The following is a 19,842-nucleotide window of genomic DNA, read 5'->3' as shown; positions in this document are numbered from 1 at the left end:
TTATCGTTCCTCCTCAGTAGTTGTGATAAGATTGGTAAAATAATTTTCTAGATTTTGTTTGAAGTAATGTATTTCTTCAATCTCTATTTGACTCATGAGTAACGTTTTATTTACTTCATTAATATGGTGATTTTTTCCAAAAATATTAATCTGATTTTCTGAAATAACTTTAAAAGGATAATTCAATTTTTCTTCCAATACTTGACTTGCTTGGGATACTTGTGGCGTTTTTAAAATAATGTATTCTTCACTCATCTCATCAAATTCTTGTTTAGAGATTTCTCGAACTAACTTTCCTTGATTGACTATCCCAAATCGAGTTGCAACTTGATATAGTTCACTTAATATATGACTTGAAATAATAATTGTCATATTTTCTGTTCTATTAAGATTAAGAATCATTCTTCTGAATTCAGTTATTGCTATAGGATCTAATCCATTTATAGGTTCATCCAATATCAGTAAATCTGGTCGAGCAAGGATCGCAATGGCAATACCTAACTTTTGTTTCATTCCCAAAGAAAAATTTTTAAACTTTTTTGTTCCGGTATTTTCTAAATGCACTAATTCTAATGTTTCTTTTATTATTTGTTTGGAATTAGAGATTCCACGTAGTTTGCAGTAAAACTCAAGATTTTGTTTTGCAGATAGGATATCATAAGCTACCGGATTTTCTATAACTGCACCTATTCGCTTAAGATTTCTTTCCCATTCATTTCTGCTATTTGAACCAAACAAAATGACTTTACCATCGGTAGGAGAAATTAATTGTGTAATTAATTTCAATAAAGTAGTTTTCCCTGCTCCGTTTCTCCCAATCAAGCCATAAATATCACCTTTATAAATTGATATAGAAACATCTTTTAATGCGTATTGCGATTTATACTTTTTTGATAATTTTTGGGTTTGTAATATTTTTTCCATTGTTGCTCCTTTTATTTATTAATCTACTTTACCTCAAAAAATTCAATTATTTCTCAAGAAAATCATAAATATTTCTAAAACTATTATTCTAACTAAAAAAATAGATTCAACTGTGAATATTTTTTTCTAGGGGGCTAATTGATATAAACTTCAAACTCATAATTTATCTCAATAACAGAAAATGATTTATTGAAACATGGATTTAGCGTATATTTTTAATCTATATTATCTTGAATTTTTTTCTCACAATAATATTTTTTAATTTTATCTTAACATACTATCCAGTTTATTATACATATGCCACTTTAGTTCAAATTGCAATTTTACAATTTTATTAAGATTTAATATTTTTATTGTTTTTAGGTAGATTTAAGAAAAGCATTGTGATATATTACACTTATAAAAATAAAACTTAGGAGAGTACAACTATTTTCAAAAAAGTGTTCCTTTTGGTAATCATTCTTATTATGAGTGTCATTATATTCCCAAAACAGATAAAAGCTTCAACTAAAGTTACTATTCAAGAAACGCAGATCCATTCTACAACGTATAATCCTCAAACGGGTGAAGATCTCATCGTTACAGTGTACATACCTTCAAGATTTCCCGATATGACTCTTGTAAAACCGTATATTATAGGAACCTATAAAGGTAACTATAGTAGTAGCCCTAGCCATCAACTGAACTTTAGTCCAAGTGAAATAAAAATGGACATTGTTGCGCAAACTCTTACTCTAACTTATAAAAATGCTGATTTTAGTCCCTTTGATAGCACTTGGATGAATGATGGTATATCCACAGATATAGAGTTCACAGATGGGAATACCTCTTGGGGGGTACATAATTATGAAGAATTCGCACAATATACAATTGAATTTTTTGATAACTATCCTGGGAATAATAATAGTACAATAATGTATGTACCTAAAGCTGGGGCGAATTTAATACAGCCCCCTGTTCCTGCTACTCGAGATGGATATACGTTTTCTGGATGGTATCTAGAGCCAGAAGCAATAACTAAATATGTGTTTCTCCCAGCTCCGCTTACTCAAAATATTCAACTTTATGCTGGATGGACTGCAAATCCTGTGATTCCAAGTGACCCAGCAACCAATATGCCTACAGTTGATCCTGTGATTCCAAGTAACCCAGCAACCAATATGCCTACAGTTGATCCTGTGATTCCAAGTAACCCAGCAACCAATATGCCTACAGTTGATCCTGTGATTCCAAGTGACCCAGCAACCAATATGCCTACAGTTGATTCTGTAATTCCAAGTAATCCAGTAACCAATACGGCCAAAAGTACACCAATTATCTCCACACTGAGTAAGTTACAAAAACAAGATTCATTTAACTCTGCTGAAAGTACAAAACTACTACCTAAAACGGGGGAAAATAATACGGAAATTATTTTAGAAATCGGAACTATTTTAATTATTTTAGGTTCAATCAGCTTATATTATAAAAAACACTTTAACGTGTAGTATAAAAAGTATCCAGATGTTTTTTATACTGAGTCCAGAAATTAATAAATTTCTGGACTCTTTTTTTATAAGTTATTTTATAAATCATTTGATTTACTTGTTGAATGTCCGAGTTGTTGACTCACTAAAACTTGGGACTTTATTTTTGAATACAACCTTGTAGCCAATATATGTCGTAGTGTATGAGGCGATACTTTAACCTTAAAGGATTCAGAGTACTTTGTTACTAAGTAATAGACCGCTGCTTCTGTTTTTCGAGTTTTTTATTCGCCTACTTTGGTAGATTTTCCAACTCATGAAGTTCTATATCTGTGATTTTAATGGCTTTATTTTTTCTTTGTGTTTATTGATTTTTCATTTCTCCTTTAATTTATATGTTAAGTTATTCACTAAGACTTTTCAATTTCCAGTGGAATATATTTTTTACATGTACATAAAAATACAAAAAAGGCCATCTGTGGATAGTCTTTTTTGTTTAATTTTTTTAATATTATTGAGTATACAGCTAAGGAAGATTTATTTTAAGTACCTACACAAGGCTTTTTCTCATTGCTTGTAATTTAATAACTTTTGGACGTAACAATCATAGATTTGATTGTTTTACGATCTTGCATGTCTTGATAAGCTTGATTGACATTCTCAAAATCATAAGTTTGAGTAAATACGCGACCAGGATTAATATTTCCATCCAGAACTTCTTTTAGCAAGAATTGTTTATCATATGTCGTTACAGATGCTGAACCTCCGGCAATTGAAATATTTTGTGCAAATGTCGAACCAAGCGGACGGTTATTATAGTGAGGAACACCAACAAAACCAACGTGTCCCCCATTGTGAAGAACTCCAAGTGCTTGGTCTATTGCTGATTCAGTTCCAACACATTCAAGAGCAGCATCCGCACCGCCACCTAAAATTTCACGAACCTTTGCAATTCCTTCTTCTCCACGTTCAGCAATAACATCTGTTGCACCTAACTCCAAGGCTAATTTTTGACGATCTGCATGACGACTCATCAAAATAATTTGAGAAGCGCCCCGCATTTTAGCGGCTATAACTGCACACTGACCAACAGCACCATCCCCAATAACTACGACTTTGTCTCCTCTTTTTACATTGGCGCATCTCGCAGCATGGTAACCTGTAGGCATAACATCTGCCAGAGTGAGTAAGGACTTTAACATACCTTCAGTATAATCGGAGGGTTGTCCTGGAATTTTTATTAATGCCCAATTTGCATAGTGGAAACGAATATATTCTGATTGAAAACCATTTGACCAGTTTGAACCTCCGAGGTGTCGATCACATGTCCCATCGAATCCTGAACGACATGCATCACATTCACCACATCCATGTGTAAAGGGAGCAATTACAAAGTCACCAGGTTTCACTGTGGTAATAGCAGATCCGATTTCGTGGACAATCCCAATAGCCTCGTGTCCTGTATTTTCAGAGTGGGCTTCTTTGTTGTCTCCATGAGCATACGACCATAAATCTGATCCACAAACACAGGCACGGACAACTTTGATAATAACATCATCCTCTGCTTGTAATTTTGGTTTTTCCACTTCTTGAACTGTTACCAAACCTGCTTTTTCAAAAATTGTTGTTTTCATTTTCTATTCTCCTTACAAATTTTCATACTCATCTGTTACTTTTCCTAACCAAGTAGTAGTCCCCTTGCTAATTGCAATATGACTAAACCAAGAGGTTTTTGTTGCACCGTGCCAGTGTTTGACACCGTCTGAAATGCTTACGACATCCCCTTTAGTAAGTTTTCGAGCAGGCTTTTCATCTTCTTGGTACCAGCCCTCTCCATCTGTGACAAGAAGGATTTGGAAACCATTGCTATGCGTGTGCCAATCATTTCTAGTTCCTGGCTCAAACGTAACATTATTAACTGAAATATCTCCTTGACTTGCTAAAAATTTTAAATGAGAATCTCCAATAAAAAATTTTGCATAGTCAATGTTTAATTCACCTTTACCAAATAATGGATTATAATCTGTCATTATTCTATCTCCTCTCTTATTGTAAGATTTATTATATACCCTAGAGTGCACTTTAGGTCAAATAATAAGTAAAATTATTTTATTTCAAACTTCTTTTATAAAAATAATTAGAAAATTGTTATGATATAATTTAGTATGTAAAGAAAGTTAACGTATGATATTTACGATATTATTGTACAAAACACTTTCTCACTAAAAGAGGTAGAAAACATGTATACAATTGGTGAAGTTTCAAAAATGTTTGATATTCCTATATCAACGTTACGGTATTATGATAAAGAAGGATTATTTCCAAAGATTGAGCGAAAATCGGGTATTCGTCAATTTTCTGAAGACGAAATTGAAGCTCTCCGGGTTTTTGAATGCCTGAAAAAATCTGGTCTAAAAATTAGAGATATTAAAAAATTCATTGACTGGACGGAGCTTGGTAACGAAACTCTCGAGGAAAGAAAAAAACTCTTTAATGACCAAAAACAACAGATTGAGGAAGAAATTAATCATCTGAATAAGACACTTGATATGTTAAAGTTCAAATGTTGGTATTACGATGAAGCTTTGAGTACTGGCGATGAACAAGCTGTAAAAAGAAAAATTCCTGAGGACTTACCTCAAGAAATAAAGGACAGCTATATAAATTCACATTCTTAACTTGAGATAAAACCCATAGAGAAGAGTAGTCTCTATGGGTTTTATAAATTTTCTTTTATCATTTATGCCTTGGAGGATAATAATCTAACCAAAAAAGTTTTTTTATTTATTATTTTTTATTATTAAGCAATAACTTCAAACACACTTTATATTTTTTAACTCTAATTACTTTCCTTCATCCCTAGTTTTTATAGTAAAAAGACCTTATCTTTACAAGCATTAAGTGTTTCTTCATCCCATAAAGAAACTTGTACTTCACCGATATGTACTTTGCTCAGTAATAACATACACATACGGCTTTGTCCAATACCCCCACCAATGGTTAATGGTAATTCATTATTGAGTATTTGCTGATGAAAAGGATATGCTAAACGATCGTTGGCATTGGCCTTTTCTAATTGTGTAAGTAAAGCTTTATCATCTACACGAATGCCCATACTCGATAATTCCATTGCGCATCCTAAAGGTTCATGCCAGAAAAGTAAGTCACCATTTAAAGACCAATCATCATAGTCTGGTGCCCGCTGATCATGTGGTTCACCGTGGCTTAAGATATCACCAATTTGTAAGATAAAGGTAGTCGGATGTTCTTTAACGTAAACATTTTCTCTTTCTTTTGCTGTTAAGTTGGGATAAAGATCTATTAATTCTTGACTTGTAATGAAGGAAACATTTGTATCTATGACTGTTTCTACTTTTGGATATTTGGTATGTAAACGACTTGATGTTTCTGCGATAGCATTCACTAAATTTTGAACGGTTTCTTTTAGGTAATCAAGGCTTCGTTGTTCTCTTGAAATCACTCGCTCCCAGTCCCATTGGTCTACATAAATTGAATGAAGATTATCTAACTCTTCGTCACGTCTAATGGCATTCATATCTGCGTAAAGGCCGTTGCCTACATGAAAATCATATTGTTTTAAAGCGGCTCTTTTCCATTTAGCTAAGGAATGTACAATTTCTCCATTATAATTTAAAACTGGTACATCAAATTTTACAGGTCGTTCGTTTCCGCTTAAGTTATCATTTAAACCCGAATGATCGTCAACAAAAAGTGGGGCTGATACTCTTTTTAGTTTTAAACTTCCTGTTAGCGCTTCTTCAAAACAACGTTTAATAAATCCAATAGCTGTTTGAGTATCATAAACATCCAGTATTGATTTGTATTCTTTTGGGATAAAGGTTTTTTCCATAATTTTAAGAACTCCTATTTTTTAATTTTATTGAATATTATACCATAATATAAAAATTAGTATAAATATATATAATATAATTAAACACAAAAAATATCTCCTAAAAAAAGACTCTAGTCATGCCATAAATTGAAATAAGGAACTTCATGTGTTAGGATTAGCTTAGTAAAGTATTAAGGAGCATAGTTAAATTGAAAGTTATAGATATTGATTTAAAAGATAGATCTGAAGATTTAGTAGAAAAGTTATTGGTGATTTGGGAAAGTTCTGTAAAAGAAACACACCTCTTCCTTTCAGATAATGAAATAAATGATATTAAAAAGTATGTGCCTCAAGCACTAAAGGAAATCCCTCGTTTAATTCTCTTAAAAAATGATAAAGATATGCCAGTTGGTTTTATGGGTATTGTTGATCATCATCTAGAGATGCTTTTTATTGCATCTGGTGAAAGAGGTAAAGGCTTTGGCAAGAAACTCCTCGAATATGGAATCACTGAATACTCCATTAATGATCTTGCTGTGAATGAACAAAATCCACGCGCAAGAGGGTTTTATGAATATATGGGCTTTGAAGTCTATAAGAGAACGGAGTTCGATGAGCAAGGAAATCCCTATCCACTGTTATACATGAAGCGAGATTAGTCTAAAAAAGCTAATGAATTGAGTTATTCACTAGCTTTTTTATTTTGATATTCATCGAAAGTGATAGATCTTTTTCTATGCTAAATTTCTAAAGAAAAGAGACGATGTGAAATAAATTTTTCTAGCTCTACTACGACGAAAACTGTTAATCCAGCTAAGGATGCATAAAGAAGATTATGAAACCCGATGTTTGTCGTACCTAAAGCACTACTAATTGTTGGGATATAGACAATAGCAAGTTGCAGCACCAATAAAATAAACAATGATAGCCACAACACACGATTTTTAAACATGTTTTGGTCGATAGAGAACTTAGATATACTTCGACAATTTATCATGTAAAACACTTGTCCGAAAACGAGGGTCATTAAAAGAGTAGTTTGGGCTACAGGTGTTGCTGCTCCCATAGATATAACAATATTATTGACTAAAAAGCCTAAAGCAGCTAAGAGTATAGAAACATAGAACATTCTAAAGATAGCATAACGGCTTAATATATTTTCGTGTGGATCTCGAGGGGGTCTATCCATGACATTAGGTGCTTCTTTTTCAAAACCTAATGCAAAAGAAAGTGTAATTGTTGTGACCATATTTAACCACAAGATTTGGATTGACGTCAATGGTAATGGGCGATCAATTAATATAGATACAACAACTAACAAACCTTGAGCAAATGCTGTTGGTAAAGAAAAATAAATTGTATTTTTTAAATTATCATAGACACGTCTTCCTTCGCGTACTGCATCTGAAATAGTAGCAAAATTATCATCTGCCAAAACCATATCTGCAGCATCTTTTGTAACTTGTGTTCCTTTTTGCCCCATTGCGATACCAATGTCTGCTTTTTTAAGAGCTGGAGCATCATTCACACCATCTCCTGTCATTCCAACAATTTTGCCATGCGCTTTTATAGCACTCACTAATCGCAATTTATGTTCTGGCGTAGTTCTCGCAAAAACATCATTTTTAAGTACAACTTCGGATAGCTCTTGGTCTGTCATCGTTTCGATGTCTTTACCAGTAATGGCTCTGTCCGTATTTTTCAGACCAATTTCTTTCGCTATTGCGACAGCTGTATCTTTATGGTCTCCGGTAATCATCTTAACGGAAATACCAGCACGGTGGCTCTTTTTAATTGCTTCTATTGCAGATGGTTTTGGTGGGTCAATGATACCATACATTCCAACAAGAACCATATTCTCTTTCAAATCTTCATGTGTAATTGTTTTTTGATTCGAAGAAACTTCTTTCAGAGCCGTAGCGAGTATACGTTGGCCTTTTTTGGCTTGATTCGATATCATTTTATCCCATAGTTCGGGGTCAATTTTTTCTGTTGTGTTATCGCCAAATTGATAATCTACCATTCCAAGTAAAACATCTGGTGCTCCTTTTAAGTAAATAAAGCGTTGATTATCTACATCAACTAGAGTCGCCATATATTTGTATGAGGAATCAAACGGAATTTTATACAGCACCTTTTCATCTTGGGTAGTTTCCATATGAGAAGCCCACTCTAGTAAGGCTGCTTCAGTCGGATTACCAATCACAGTCCTTTGCCCATTATGGTAATCGATTTTTGTATCATTACAATAAATAGCAGTTTCAACCAACTTCTTGAGTTGGTAATCTTCATTAAAGATATTAAGGTCATCTTTCCATTGTTCAGTTTGATTTTTTTCAAATATCTTTTTCTTAGTCAAGACTGTCAAAACTGACATTTCATTTTTAGTCAGGGTACCAGTTTTATCGGAACAGATAATTTCCATACTTCCCAATGTCTCAACTGCTGGCATTTTTTTAATGATGGCTTTCTTTGCAGACATGCGCGTGACACCCAGAGATAAAATAATTGAAAGGACTGCTGGCAATCCTTCAGGAACTGAGGACACTGCCAGTGAAATAATCCAGGAAGTTGCTTCTTCAAACGTGAAATCCCGGTGAAAGAAACTGAAAGCAACTAATGAAACGATGAGTATCAAAAGAATAAAAAATATTTGTTTATTCAAATATTTCATCTTTTTAATCAAAGGCGTTTCTGTCACACCAACCTCTTTCAGGTGGACACTAATTTTCCCTATCTCTGTGTTGTCACCTGTTTCAACAACAATCGCTTTACCACTTCCGCTGTTCACTAAAGAACCTGAATAGCCCATATTGACACGGTCTGCTAAGTCTACTTCCGTTGATATGGAATCAGCATTTTTCTGTACAGGGGTTGATTCCCCTGTTAGCATCGCTTCATCTACAACTAAATTATACGCTTCTAAAATTCTTACGTCAGCAGGAATAATATCTCCTGAGTTTAGTAAAACAATGTCACCTTTTACTAAAGAATCAGTCGAAACAACTTTTTTCTCACCGCTAATGACGATTGTCGCCTCTGTTCCCATTAAACTCGTTAGGCCGTCTAAGGAGTTGCTTGCTTTTGACTCTTGGATATAACCAATCAATGCATTTATAACCACAACGATTAAAATGATAAACATATCGATATAGTCTTGACTAACTCCTTTAAGTAGTGCAGCTACGAGCAATACATAAATCAATAAATCATTGAAGTGTTTGAAAAACTTTTTTAATTTTCCCTCAGTTTTTTCTCCAGATAATAAGTTAAAACCATTTTCTGATAATCTTTTTTTGCGCTCCTCTTCTGCTAATCCAACATCCTCTTCTACTTGGAGCTTCTTTAATATATCTACTTTTGATAATTGAAACCAGTTCATTATAATTCCCCCATAATTCTTTTAGTTTTTATTAAAATACTTATCTTTTTTAAGAGTACCTATTACTAGTTTATCATGCAAACTATTTAAAACATAATAAAATAATATTCTCTGTATTATTTTATTAAAAAACCTATCATTTTGACTTTTATTTTTAGTCTTAAATTTTTTATCTTTTATGCAAAAATTCCTCAAACTTGCATCAGATATATCTTTCTGTTATTATTAGAATGAGCGTTCTACTATTTATAGAAAGGAGAATATTTTGCCTAGAGCCAAAGAGTTTGACTACGATGTGATTTTAGATAGAGCAACAGATATTTTCTTGGAAAAAGGCTATGAACATACTTCTGTTCAAGATTTAGTTGACCATCTAGGTATCCATCGAAGAAGTATTTATGATACTTACGGTGATAAACGCCAACTTTATCTCAAAATCTTAAACAAGTATGATCAAGATATGAGTCAAAATTATGTTTTGATTACTGCTAAAAGTATGAGTATTCGAGAAAAGTTTGAAGCAATTTTTAATGACTCAGCATTTCCAAAAGAAGAATGTCGTAAAGGTTGTCTTTTTGTAAATTCGGCAATTGAGCTCGCCTTACGTGATGGTGATATTGCTGATCAAGTTCAACATTTTTTCAAAAAGACAAAAAGTTTTTTTGTGCTTTTGCTAAATCAAGCGAAGGAAAAAGGTGAATTAGCTGCTGATACTGATACACGTATTTTAGCAAGCTATTTAAACAATGCTTTAATTGGCATTCGGGTACTTGTACGCTCAGCGACGAGCCGGACAGAGCTTGAAAATATTATTAAAACAACACTATCAATTCTATAAAATATAAAAATATTCTGAGTGATTCGGAGTATTAATATTTTTAGTTTTATGAGAACAAGCGTTCTAAAAAAGGAGACAAAAATGAATCAAGAACAATTAAGAAATATGATATTAAAGGCACACACTAATCGTTTTGCAACAAAAAAATTCGATAGAAGTAAAAAAATTGCTGTGCAAGATTGGGCAACAATCCTTGAGGCTGCGCATCTATCTCCAAGTTCATTTGGCTATGAACCTTGGAAATTTCTCGTCATCGAGAACAAAGAAATACGGGAAGACCTGAAAAGCCGGGCTTGGGGAGCAGTAAATAGCCTAGATGGAGCAGATAAATTTATTATCGCTCTAGCTAAGAAAGGGGTTTCTTATGACAGTAGCCATGTCAAACATATTGTTGAAGATGTTTTAGAGCTCCCTTATTCTGAAAACTCACCCCAAAGCCAATTTTTCAAAAAATTTCAGGCAGAAGATTTTAAACTATCTGATGACAAGGCAAAATATGATTGGGCGGTAAAACAAACATATATCCCATTAGCAAATATGATGACTACTGCTTCTTTTCTAGGCATTGATAGTTGTCCTATCGAAGGTTTTAATATCGATGCTGTTGAAAATTATTTATCTGAAAAAGGACTAATTGATTTAGAAGAATTTGGTGTCGCATATATGGCAGGTTTTGGTTATCGAGCAACGGAAATTCCTAATAAAAAGCGTCAAAGTTTGAGTGAGATTGTAGAAACTGTAGAATAATCTTTATCATAATAAATATAAAAAAGACTAGTTAATACTAGTCTTTTTACACATTTCTATTTTCTATTCTTTCTAAATTTTCTTGCCCAGAAGATTGCCAATACCACTAAAATTAAACCAAGACCAGTGACAATAGCAGCTGTCTTGTTAAACTCTCCTGCTTTTGGTAAGACTTTTTTCTGTGGTTCCACCTTTTCAATCAAGTTCTTGTTTCCATCATCTTTAGAAGATGATTTTTTTTCTTCAAGATAGATATTTTTAAACTGTGGTTTTTGTTTGTAACTTATAGATGCAACAAGTTTTCCTTTTTGGTCTACAACTTCAACATGAATCTTATAGGATTTAGTATCGTAGGTAATTTGAGGATCTACTCCAGCCTTTTCACGAATCGTGTAATCGTAGTTTCCTGTTTTTGTATAAGCAAGCTTATCAAAGCGAATCTGTCCTGAAGCATCATTTTTTGCCGTTTGAATAATTTGATTTGAAGCATTAACTAATTCAAACGTGAACTCCTGATCTGTCAGTTTCTTACCGACAAGTTCTTTGGTTGCTTGCAAATGAATTTCTGTACCAAGTGGTTGATAACTGTTCTTAAATTGTATCGCTGCATCTCCTGTAGCTGTAGCAACAAGGTTCCCTTCTGCTTCCTTGATGCTAACAGTAACTTTGTAATTGGCAGCATCATAGTCAATGGTCTTATCCAAACCACCTTTCTCTCTCACTGCATAATCATAATCTCCCGTACTTGTGTAAGTGATTGGTGAAAATACTATTTTGCCTGAAGCATCATTGTGTACGGTTTGAATAACTTTTCCTGCACTATCTAGCAACTCGAAAGTAAACTCTTTCGCTAAAAGAGAACGTCCGCTCAATAGTTTTTCAGCTTGGATTTGGTAACGAGTACTTTTTAGTGTATCCGGCTTAACAGCAAGCTTTGGTGTGCCAATAGTATCGTAACGTTTTTGATTATGAGGGTCTGTATAATAGAGCTTTGCGCCTGTATCTTCATCGTCAATTCCTCGTTCAGGATTTAAAATATCCCTAGCTTTATTGCTTGTATCTGCATTTGTTGGGTAGTAAGTATCCTGTGAAACCTGACGATATTCTTCTTTTAATACCAGCGGAATATTTACAGATGGGTAGCCATCTGGACTATAATCATAAAGATCGCCTAATTCCCAGACAATCGTCTGTTCTTCGCCTTTGTCCTCATAGTTTCCTTCAATCGTGACACCTTGAGGCAGAGTGGCGTTTTCTGGGACATAATAATATTGACTCACTTTATCTCTAAGAACAGAATCACGCCCACCTGGGAAGAGCGTAGAATTAAGCAGCAAATCAGTCAAGTACGTTTTTCCTGCACCAACATTATCAGCTGGAACCTCAAAATAATTTTGTGGGTCGTTTGCCATTGTTTTTAAGATAGCACTATTAGCCATATAATCTACTGTCAGCATTTCTGCACCCATTCCAGCAACTTCATAGGTTGTTCCCTCAATGAGTTTTAGATAATTGGGGTCGATATCGTGACGTTGATATGTCCCTGTTGGTGCGCCTTCTACTTCTACAGGTTCATTACTCGTAATAGCTGTGGACATTGCTAGAATTCTACCATCTGTTTGCCCAAAAGATACAATGGGACCGCCACCTGACCAGCCAGCTCGCATTGTTGCTGTACTTTGTGGAACGCCATCTGATAAGAAAACGACCATCGCACCTTTTGTTGCCTTAGCTTCATCACTGCGTGATTGAAGGAGGTTATATGCCATACTCAATCCGTATTGATAGTCTGTTTGTGGCGTTGTAAACAGACGAGGAAGCATATCATCAATAGCTGCTCTATTTTCAGCAATATTATCCTTCCAACCTACAGTAGAAATATAGTTGCCACCGATTGAGCCGTCTGCTTCAATGGTGGTTCCCGTACTTGGGCCAAAGTAGCCATGTTCATTATTTTTTAAAACAAGATTATCTCTAAAATTTTTCATTCGTTGTGAATTATAATTTAAATGGGTAACCATTGATGAATCTCGAATTGAAAATGGTGCCAGAGCCACTCTATTTTCAGGATGTTCTTGGAGTAACTTATCGGTCACTTCTGAAATAGCTTCTTTCGATAGCATCCATCGGTCATAGCAACCTTCATCTTCATCGCCATGTACCCAAACACCAGGCAGTGCTTTCCCAGCTACTTTAGCTGCAGCATCCCAATGACTGATACGTACAAATTTTTCACCTTCCTTCTTGAAATGGTAAGGAATATACTTGGCTGTACTTTGAGTAAATTGCTCAAAAAGATGAACCGGTGTAGTCCCAATCACTTCCCATTTATCAACATCCGCGTTATAAACTGTGAGGGTGTTATCACTATTCTCATAAACTTTTGATTTATCTGCGCTTGCTTCGGGTTCCTGTCCTTCATGAAGTGGTTCAAGGTAGAAATGTTCCTGGTTTAAGCAAGAGCTGGAGAATAAAGGATATCCTTCATAACCTGTCGCATTAGCATTATCGGTATAAGTCATGTCCATGCTACCTGAGCGGTCTAAAACAAAAACGACATCCATCGGCCCAGAGAGACTTGAACCGTTCACTTTTAAAAGTAAGTTAGCTTCATAAGCTTCTTGATCTGTCCACCATGCCTCTTTTTCTAAAATTTGAGCTGTGTTGTTATTCTTATCTCGTATGGGTGCCACTTTTTGATCTGTTTTCTTATCAACTCTATCCGCACTTACTCGACTCAAGGTATTTTTTAATCGCATCCCGGAGATAATTAATACCGAAAGTACTATCGCCAACACAAGCCCTTTCAATACTTGTCTTAAAGTTTTCATGTTTCTACTCCTTTTTATTTTGAATTAATGAACTTTTTTAGAAAAAATCAAAAATAGATGTCACTTTGTTTGCAACATTTCGTTTCCCTCCTTTTTATTTAGTTTAAAAAAGATTAAACATTAAAGTAAAATGATAATTACTTTAAATTTTTTCTCTTTCTCCTAATTTAATAATACAAAGATAGAGGGATAAGTCCAAATGTTTTTAATATTAGATTGAGTAGACGATTTTTAACTCCATAGAATAAAATAGAGTAAATTAAGCATTTTCTGTCATAAATAATGAGAACATGTCCAAGAAATCGGACAAACAAAAAACGACAATTGAATATTGTCGTTTTTTAATTTATTTTTTATCTATTAAGAGAAACTTCCTTATCTCCATTGGCCCATTCTGTGCTAATAAATTGAGCATTGTCGATCTTATATTCTGTTTTAGTCGGATGTTTCATAAATTCTTCGATTTTTTTATCTAAAGCCACCCAACCACGATTATTCAAGTGGATAGTGTCCCCAATATAGTACTTTTCGTTGAATTTATTTGTCATGTCATAAATGTGATGGAAACCTTGGCTGTTAAGTTGATATTTAATTTTTGCGCTAAACTCCTGTAACATGTCATAAGAGAGCCCTGTATACTGGTACCATGCTCCATTTACAGGTGGAATAACGAACTGCACATCATTATTATTTTTTGCAAATTGATTTAAAAGCTGTTGAAAATCAAGATATTCCGGACTTCTCAGGTAACTCACTTCCTTCATCACACCTTTACGTTCTTTAAAGACCTTTTGAAGATTTCTTGACCACACATGGTCAACAATTTGAAATTCATTATTTGCTGAATTTGCAGCTCCTCGTTCGTATGCTGCTTGATCCAGTTTTTCGAAATCTTTTGTGTTTGGTAATTGTTTACTGATTCGCTCTATCTTTTCGTATGAATTTTCTTGCCTACCGCTGAGCTTTGATAAGCCCGTAAAAAGAGAATCTTGTTTCGTCCAGAACTGATTTGCAAGTTTAATTGAAATCTGGTTTATACTGTCGATTTTTTTACCATTTGCTAGAGCTTTTAGTGCATGAGTAACAACAATATCCTCAGGAAAATCTTTAAAATTCAAGAGGCGTTGAGCGAGTTTTTGTGTCGCGACATCTTTTGGTGAGGCAGATTGTAACCACGCATATATTTCACCTTTAGAAACAAATTGACTTAACTCAGGTGTACCAATACCTTTACGTGTAAACCATTGTGGACTGACGATAAAAACAATCTTACGGTTATGCAATTGCTTTTCAACAGAATTTAGATAGAAAAAGTGTGTTAAGGATTGGGTTCCGGGTTGACCTGCTAGAAAAGGCGTAAAACCTTTATTATTTTTCATAAAGAAACTACTTGGATGAAAAGGATCAATATGTTCCAGCTCAGAAGAGCCTAAAATTGGCAGATAATGCAGATTAGAGAATGCTTGTGAATTAATCGCATAGCTTACAAAGCCTGTCCGATTCTTAGGATCAGTCGCAAACTCATCAAGTTCATGCTTATTAAACTTAGGGAAAACAGTGAGAGGAGAAAAGATGAGTATCGCTAGCAAAGTAAGGGCCGCAACCAAAGGTGCGAGTTCTTGAAGTACCTTATCTTTCTTCATCCATCTTTTCCTTGATACGATCGGCAATTTTATTTGCTGTATTCCAGTCGTCACGATCCATTTCAGAAGGTGGTAAACTTAAACTAAAGGCATTTTCAAGCTCAACAATAAGCATAATGGCTCTCATAGAGTCAAGAATGCCTTCTTCAAAAAGATCCATATCTAAATCTTCACGAAACTCATCTGTGCCAGCAACTTCTTCAATGATATTTAATACTTCATTTTTCATATTTATTCTTCTTTCTTCTATTATTGTCTAAAAATTAGGTAAAGGACTACCAAGTCCATTGATTGCATGCATTATAGCATAATTAGGGATTCCTGAAAAGATAAGGAAACTGACCATAACGGCATTAAAAGTGATAAATATTGCAGCTCCACGTGTCCACATATTATCAGGAATATTCCATTTGTGCTTCTTCTTCATTCGCTTCCAGGCATCATAAATGATCATCAGGCAGGCATGATAAACACCATATAAGATATAGTACCACGTTAAACCATGCCAGCATCCCATAATAAACATGTTTACTAAGTAACCCACGTTTGAGATGGTCACCATATTTTTGGACCACTTTTTAACCATAATCCACTTTACTAAACGCATAAAAACAAAGTCTCTGAACCAGAATGATAAAGAGATATGCCAGCGTTGCCAAAAGTCGTTAATATTTTTGGCGAGAAAGGGTTTATTGAAGTTAATAGGAATTTTATATCCCATAATCAAAGAAACGCCCATCGCAAAAAGAGAATAACCTGCAAAGTTGAAAAAGAGATAAAAACCGTAAGCGTACATGCTCCCCATCATATTCCACAAATTGGGATGCAATGTTGCTTTTATCGCTAAATCATGCAGAAAATAATGTGAGATCAGATAAGAAATGATGAAATTATATAGGAATCCTTGGAAAATATAGAAAATTCCTTTTCCTAAATACTCTGAATACTTATCTGTCAGTGGCGCTTCTAGCTCTTTTTGGAAACGTCGGAAACGATCAATTGGCCCTGACGAAATGGTGGGAAAGAAATAAAGAAAATAGAGATATTCCTTTAAGGGAACTTCTTTAATCAGGCCATCGCGTAACTCAAGAATTACACTTACAGTTTTAAAGGTCACATAAGATATTCCTAAAAAACCAAGGATAGATTGTGGGTGCATCGGGTCCAATAAGGGTGTCACCTTAACGATTATTAAAGGTAGTAACGATGCAATCACTGCTAAAACGAACACCCAGGTTTTGTTTTGGAGTTTTCGATAGTGCTCGTAAAGCTTGATTAAAGTTGTTTCAAAAATCCCAAAACCCAGAAGGGACCAAAGACTGACTTTACCGCCGAAACTGATCCAGAGAAAGGCAATGGTCAAGATGACTTGATAGCCCATCCATTTTTTTCCGTAGGCGTGTGCCATGACAAGTGGAAGCAGTGCTAACCCTAAAATCACAAAATAAAAAGGTGTTGCATATGGTTCCACTAGTTCTTACCTCCAAGGACTTGTTTGGTTAAGGCCTTTCGGTCAATTTTTCCATTGGGAGTAAGTGGGAAATCATCAAGATAAATGAATTTAGTCGGCATCATATAATCCATAATCGTATTTGAAAGTTGTGCCTTGATTTTTTTATTAAATGCGCGTTCTTCAGCCTTAGTTTCAAAACTTAGAGAAGAATGGATGGCTGCTATTAATCCTGTTACTTTATGTGCGGCATTTTCTTGAGGCACCACTAATGCTTTTTCAATCTCAGCAATTTCATATAAATGAGCTTCGATATCCTGCAACTCAATCCTAAAACCATTGAATTTTATTTGAAAGTCGATACGACCATTATAGTTAAGGACCGAATTTTCATCAAAATAGCCTGAATCTCCTGTATGATACGCCTTCTTGCCTTCATACTCAAAGAAGACTTCTGCTGTCTTCTCCGAATTTTCAAAATATCCCTGTGCTACAGAATCCCCAATAATAATAATTTCATCATCAATGATTTGAATTTCAACTCCTGGCTTTGCAGTGCCAATAGGCAAGCGCTTATAGTCATGAAGGATTGTTTTATCAACTTGAATACTTGTAATAGCACCTGTAGCTTCGGTTGGTCCATAAGTGTTCCAAACTTTTGCATGTGGGAACTTTTCGAGCAACTTTGATGCTGTTTTGTGCGTTAATTCCTCGCCACAAAAAATAAATTGCTGTAAATCTGGATGATTTTCTTCAACAAATGATGGATCAAGCAGGCATATTTCGATAAAGGATGGAGTAGAAACCCAGGTATTGATTGTACTTGAATTAAGTCGTTCAAAAAGTTTTTTGAAATTCGTTGTATCCTCTTGACTAAGTGAAATCAAGGTCCCACCTGTTGTCAAGCTAGGATATAAACTGAAAATTGATAGATCAAAGCTATATAGTGCTTGAGACAGAAAGTGATTATTTTCGATTATAGAAAAATCCTTATTCATCCATTTAGTGAAGCTAAGTAAGTTATTATGTGTTACTGCGACACCTTTTGGAAGTCCCGTTGTGCCCGAAGTATAGATAATGTAGTTAATATCCTCTCCGTTCACAGCTTGACGACTGTCAATCTGTGAAAAATCGAAATCGATATTTTCTTGGTATTCAGTATAAGATATTCTTGATGTAAAAAGTTGGGAAAACTTCTCTTCAAGTTCCACTGTATGTATGACTAAAGAGGGGTTTGCGGCTTGTTTAATCAGCTGCGTTCTCTCAAAAGGTGTATGGTCATCTACAGGAATATAGGCCCTCCCTGTAAGCGAAACACCGAGTAGTGTAGCTAATGATAAAAATCCGTTTTTACCAAATACAATAATTGGACGTTGGGAGATGGGCATTGCAGATATTTTTTGAGCTACCTGTGATGCTGCATCAAGCAATTGACGATAAGTATAATCTTGGTCGTGTTCGACTATCGCTAAACGCTCCGGATATTTTGTTGCTCCGGATAAAATTTCGTGAAAAATGTTCATGACATCTCCTTTCTAAAATTCGTTGTAGATAAAGTGTGCGCCTCCTGTTTTACTATAAGAATAAAGATAAAGTAGAATTAAAATAACTACGAAGTAAAACAGTGTCTTTCCCAAAAAGATGAATAATTTTTTATATTTTCTATTCATAATATATGATTGTACTATAATTAAATTGTCTGTAAACTTACATTTTGGTAAGTTAAGTTGAATGGTAGAAAACCTTCTCGATATAGTCTTGTGCTGCAGGCATTTTACAAATCGAACCATGAGAATAGCGTTCTCCTGGGCTATTTGTATAGGTGAATTTTTCCGTTATATTGCCATTTTTTTCAAAGAGGTTATAAACAGAAAAGAGATCCGACCACGGGAGAACGCCATCAAAGTCAGATCCGACAGGCGTATCTAAAGCCATGAGATAGACATGGATGCCCTTATCCATTTTTGAATAATTTTTCTCAAAATAGTTATAATCAGCGCTTTTGTTTTCGGGACCATTTTGATACAGGCTTTCCATGGTCTCGTTGGTTCTTAATTTTTCTTTGCGATTAAATTCACCATCTAAGGCAACAAACTTTTTAGCGGGAGGTAAATTTTTATCTTGCGAGTAATTGATCAAAAACCGCATAGCTCCACCTGCTCCCGAAGAATAGCCTAAAATATTATACCAAGGGACATTATAGTGTGCCGCTAGATATTCTATTGTAGCTTTTATCGCATACTGATAGATTTCGTGATTATTTGTTCCATGATCTGTCCCAACAGCAATAGCTGGATATTTATTACTAGCATCAATTTTTCCAGTAATTCTTAATTTATATTTGTTTCCTGTTTCTGCAATTACAGTGAGGCCTGGTTTTGCGGCATTATTTTTATTGGTTACTGCTTGAACTAAATGACTGATGTTGTTTTTAGGACTGCCACTTGAGCCAGTAACATACAATGTTGGGTAAATGGTAAGCTCTGACTTTAGTTGCTCTTCCGTTTTTTTAATCACGCGCGTACTTGGCTCGCCAGGGCTTGCCTTGGTCTGTTGATAATATAAAGCAACACATAAAACTCCAATTACCGCAGCAATAAAAACAAAAAATGTCACACCTAACATATCGATTCCTTTCTTTCTCTTCTGCGCTCTTTTTTTCATATGTACTCCTTATATTTAAGCAAGCTTCAATCTCTCGAGCTAAG

17 protein-coding genes and 1 pseudogene are annotated in these 19,842 nt (G+C 34.7%); 5 read left to right on the top strand and 13 right to left on the bottom strand.

The window, feature by feature from the left end; genetic code table 11:
* On the bottom strand, nt 1-924 hold the full coding sequence (locus tag J0J33_RS07495; RefSeq protein ID WP_206921652.1) for an ABC transporter ATP-binding protein: 924 nt from the start codon (nt 922-924) through the stop codon (nt 1-3).
* 467 nt (nt 925-1,391) lie between these two features.
* On the opposite strand from J0J33_RS07495, the gene J0J33_RS07490 reads away from it, so the two are divergent.
* Complete coding sequence (locus J0J33_RS07490; RefSeq protein ID WP_206921651.1) at nt 1,392-2,411, top strand: InlB B-repeat-containing protein; 1,020 nt, start codon at nt 1,392-1,394, stop codon at nt 2,409-2,411.
* Nucleotides 2,412-2,488: 77 nt separating this feature from the next.
* Here the strand turns inward: J0J33_RS07490 and xerS are convergent.
* The 3 genes and pseudogenes from xerS to J0J33_RS07475 all read right to left on the bottom strand — a co-directional run.
* Nucleotides 2,489-2,656: pseudogene (xerS, locus tag J0J33_RS10810) on the bottom strand (tyrosine recombinase XerS); the annotation flags it as partial.
* Nucleotides 2,657-2,971: 315 nt separating this feature from the next.
* Nucleotides 2,972-4,024 carry a zinc-binding dehydrogenase gene (locus tag J0J33_RS07480; protein ID WP_019293943.1) on the bottom strand — a complete coding sequence of 351 codons (1,053 nt, stop codon included), beginning with the start codon at nt 4,022-4,024 and terminating at the stop codon, nt 2,972-2,974.
* 12 nt (nt 4,025-4,036) lie between these two features.
* Nucleotides 4,037-4,420 carry a cupin domain-containing protein gene (locus tag J0J33_RS07475; RefSeq protein WP_019293942.1) on the bottom strand — a complete coding sequence of 128 codons (384 nt, stop codon included), beginning with the start codon at nt 4,418-4,420 and terminating at the stop codon, nt 4,037-4,039.
* A gap of 210 nt (nt 4,421-4,630) precedes the next feature.
* On the opposite strand from J0J33_RS07475, the gene J0J33_RS07470 reads away from it, so the two are divergent.
* A complete protein-coding gene (locus J0J33_RS07470) occupies nt 4,631-5,068 on the top strand; it encodes a MerR family transcriptional regulator (RefSeq protein WP_019293941.1) in 438 nt (145 codons plus the stop codon).
* Nucleotides 5,069-5,256: 188 nt separating this feature from the next.
* On the opposite strand, the gene asnA is transcribed toward J0J33_RS07470, so the two are convergent.
* Complete coding sequence (gene asnA / locus J0J33_RS07465; protein WP_019293940.1) at nt 5,257-6,261, bottom strand: aspartate--ammonia ligase; 1,005 nt, start codon at nt 6,259-6,261, stop codon at nt 5,257-5,259.
* Nucleotides 6,262-6,452: 191 nt separating this feature from the next.
* Here asnA and J0J33_RS07460 point away from each other — a divergent pair, with 191 nt between their 5' ends.
* The gene (locus J0J33_RS07460; RefSeq protein WP_019293939.1) at nt 6,453-6,902 is read left to right on the top strand and encodes a GNAT family N-acetyltransferase; all 450 of its coding nucleotides are present in this window, start codon (nt 6,453-6,455) and stop codon (nt 6,900-6,902) included.
* Between the two features lie 80 nt (nt 6,903-6,982).
* Here the strand turns inward: J0J33_RS07460 and J0J33_RS07455 are convergent, their stop codons facing one another.
* Nucleotides 6,983-9,625, bottom strand: coding sequence for an HAD-IC family P-type ATPase (locus tag J0J33_RS07455; RefSeq protein WP_206921650.1), 2,643 nt, complete (start codon nt 9,623-9,625; stop codon nt 6,983-6,985).
* A 265-nt stretch (nt 9,626-9,890) separates the two neighbouring features.
* Between J0J33_RS07455 and J0J33_RS07450 the strand changes: the two genes are divergently transcribed.
* A complete protein-coding gene (locus J0J33_RS07450) occupies nt 9,891-10,463 on the top strand; it encodes a TetR/AcrR family transcriptional regulator (protein ID WP_206887305.1) in 573 nt (190 codons plus the stop codon).
* 81 nt (nt 10,464-10,544) lie between these two features.
* Nucleotides 10,545-11,210, top strand: coding sequence for an NAD(P)H-dependent oxidoreductase (locus tag J0J33_RS07445; protein WP_206887304.1), 666 nt, complete (start codon nt 10,545-10,547; stop codon nt 11,208-11,210).
* Nucleotides 11,211-11,266: 56 nt separating this feature from the next.
* Here the strand turns inward: J0J33_RS07445 and J0J33_RS07440 are convergent, their stop codons facing one another.
* The 7 genes from J0J33_RS07440 to J0J33_RS07410 all read right to left on the bottom strand — a co-directional run bounded on the left by J0J33_RS07440 (nt 11,267) and on the right by J0J33_RS07410 (nt 19,798).
* Complete coding sequence (locus J0J33_RS07440; RefSeq protein ID WP_206887303.1) at nt 11,267-14,041, bottom strand: Spy0128 family protein; 2,775 nt, start codon at nt 14,039-14,041, stop codon at nt 11,267-11,269.
* Nucleotides 14,042-14,394: 353 nt separating this feature from the next.
* Complete coding sequence (gene dltD, locus J0J33_RS07435; protein WP_206887302.1) at nt 14,395-15,684, bottom strand: D-alanyl-lipoteichoic acid biosynthesis protein DltD; 1,290 nt, start codon at nt 15,682-15,684, stop codon at nt 14,395-14,397.
* Nucleotides 15,671-15,913: a D-alanine--poly(phosphoribitol) ligase subunit DltC gene (gene dltC, locus J0J33_RS07430; RefSeq protein ID WP_004257293.1), complete on the bottom strand. Its 243-nt coding sequence runs from the start codon at nt 15,911-15,913 to the stop codon at nt 15,671-15,673. Before dltC ends, dltD begins: the two co-directional genes overlap by 14 nt.
* Nucleotides 15,914-15,940: 27 nt before the next feature.
* Nucleotides 15,941-17,155 (bottom strand): D-alanyl-lipoteichoic acid biosynthesis protein DltB, encoded by a 1,215-nt coding sequence (gene dltB, locus J0J33_RS07425; RefSeq protein ID WP_165716799.1) that lies wholly within the window; start codon nt 17,153-17,155, stop codon nt 15,941-15,943.
* A complete protein-coding gene (dltA, locus tag J0J33_RS07420; RefSeq protein WP_206921649.1) occupies nt 17,155-18,657 on the bottom strand; it encodes a D-alanine--poly(phosphoribitol) ligase subunit DltA in 1,503 nt (500 codons plus the stop codon). The genes dltB and dltA overlap by 1 nt, the downstream gene beginning before the upstream one ends.
* A 12-nt stretch (nt 18,658-18,669) precedes the next feature.
* Nucleotides 18,670-18,804 carry a teichoic acid D-Ala incorporation-associated protein DltX gene (locus J0J33_RS07415; RefSeq protein WP_080567254.1) on the bottom strand — a complete coding sequence of 45 codons (135 nt, stop codon included), beginning with the start codon at nt 18,802-18,804 and terminating at the stop codon, nt 18,670-18,672.
* 52 nt (nt 18,805-18,856) lie between these two features.
* A complete protein-coding gene (locus J0J33_RS07410) occupies nt 18,857-19,798 on the bottom strand; it encodes an alpha/beta hydrolase (protein WP_019293925.1) in 942 nt (313 codons plus the stop codon).
* Nucleotides 19,799-19,842: the final 44 nt, after the last annotated feature.

It is taken from the genome of Lactococcus sp. LG1267 (assembly GCF_017309545.1).
Classification (GTDB): Bacteria; Bacillota; Bacilli; order Lactobacillales; family Streptococcaceae; genus Lactococcus; species Lactococcus petauri.
This window is presented reverse-complemented; position numbering and strand designations above follow the sequence as displayed.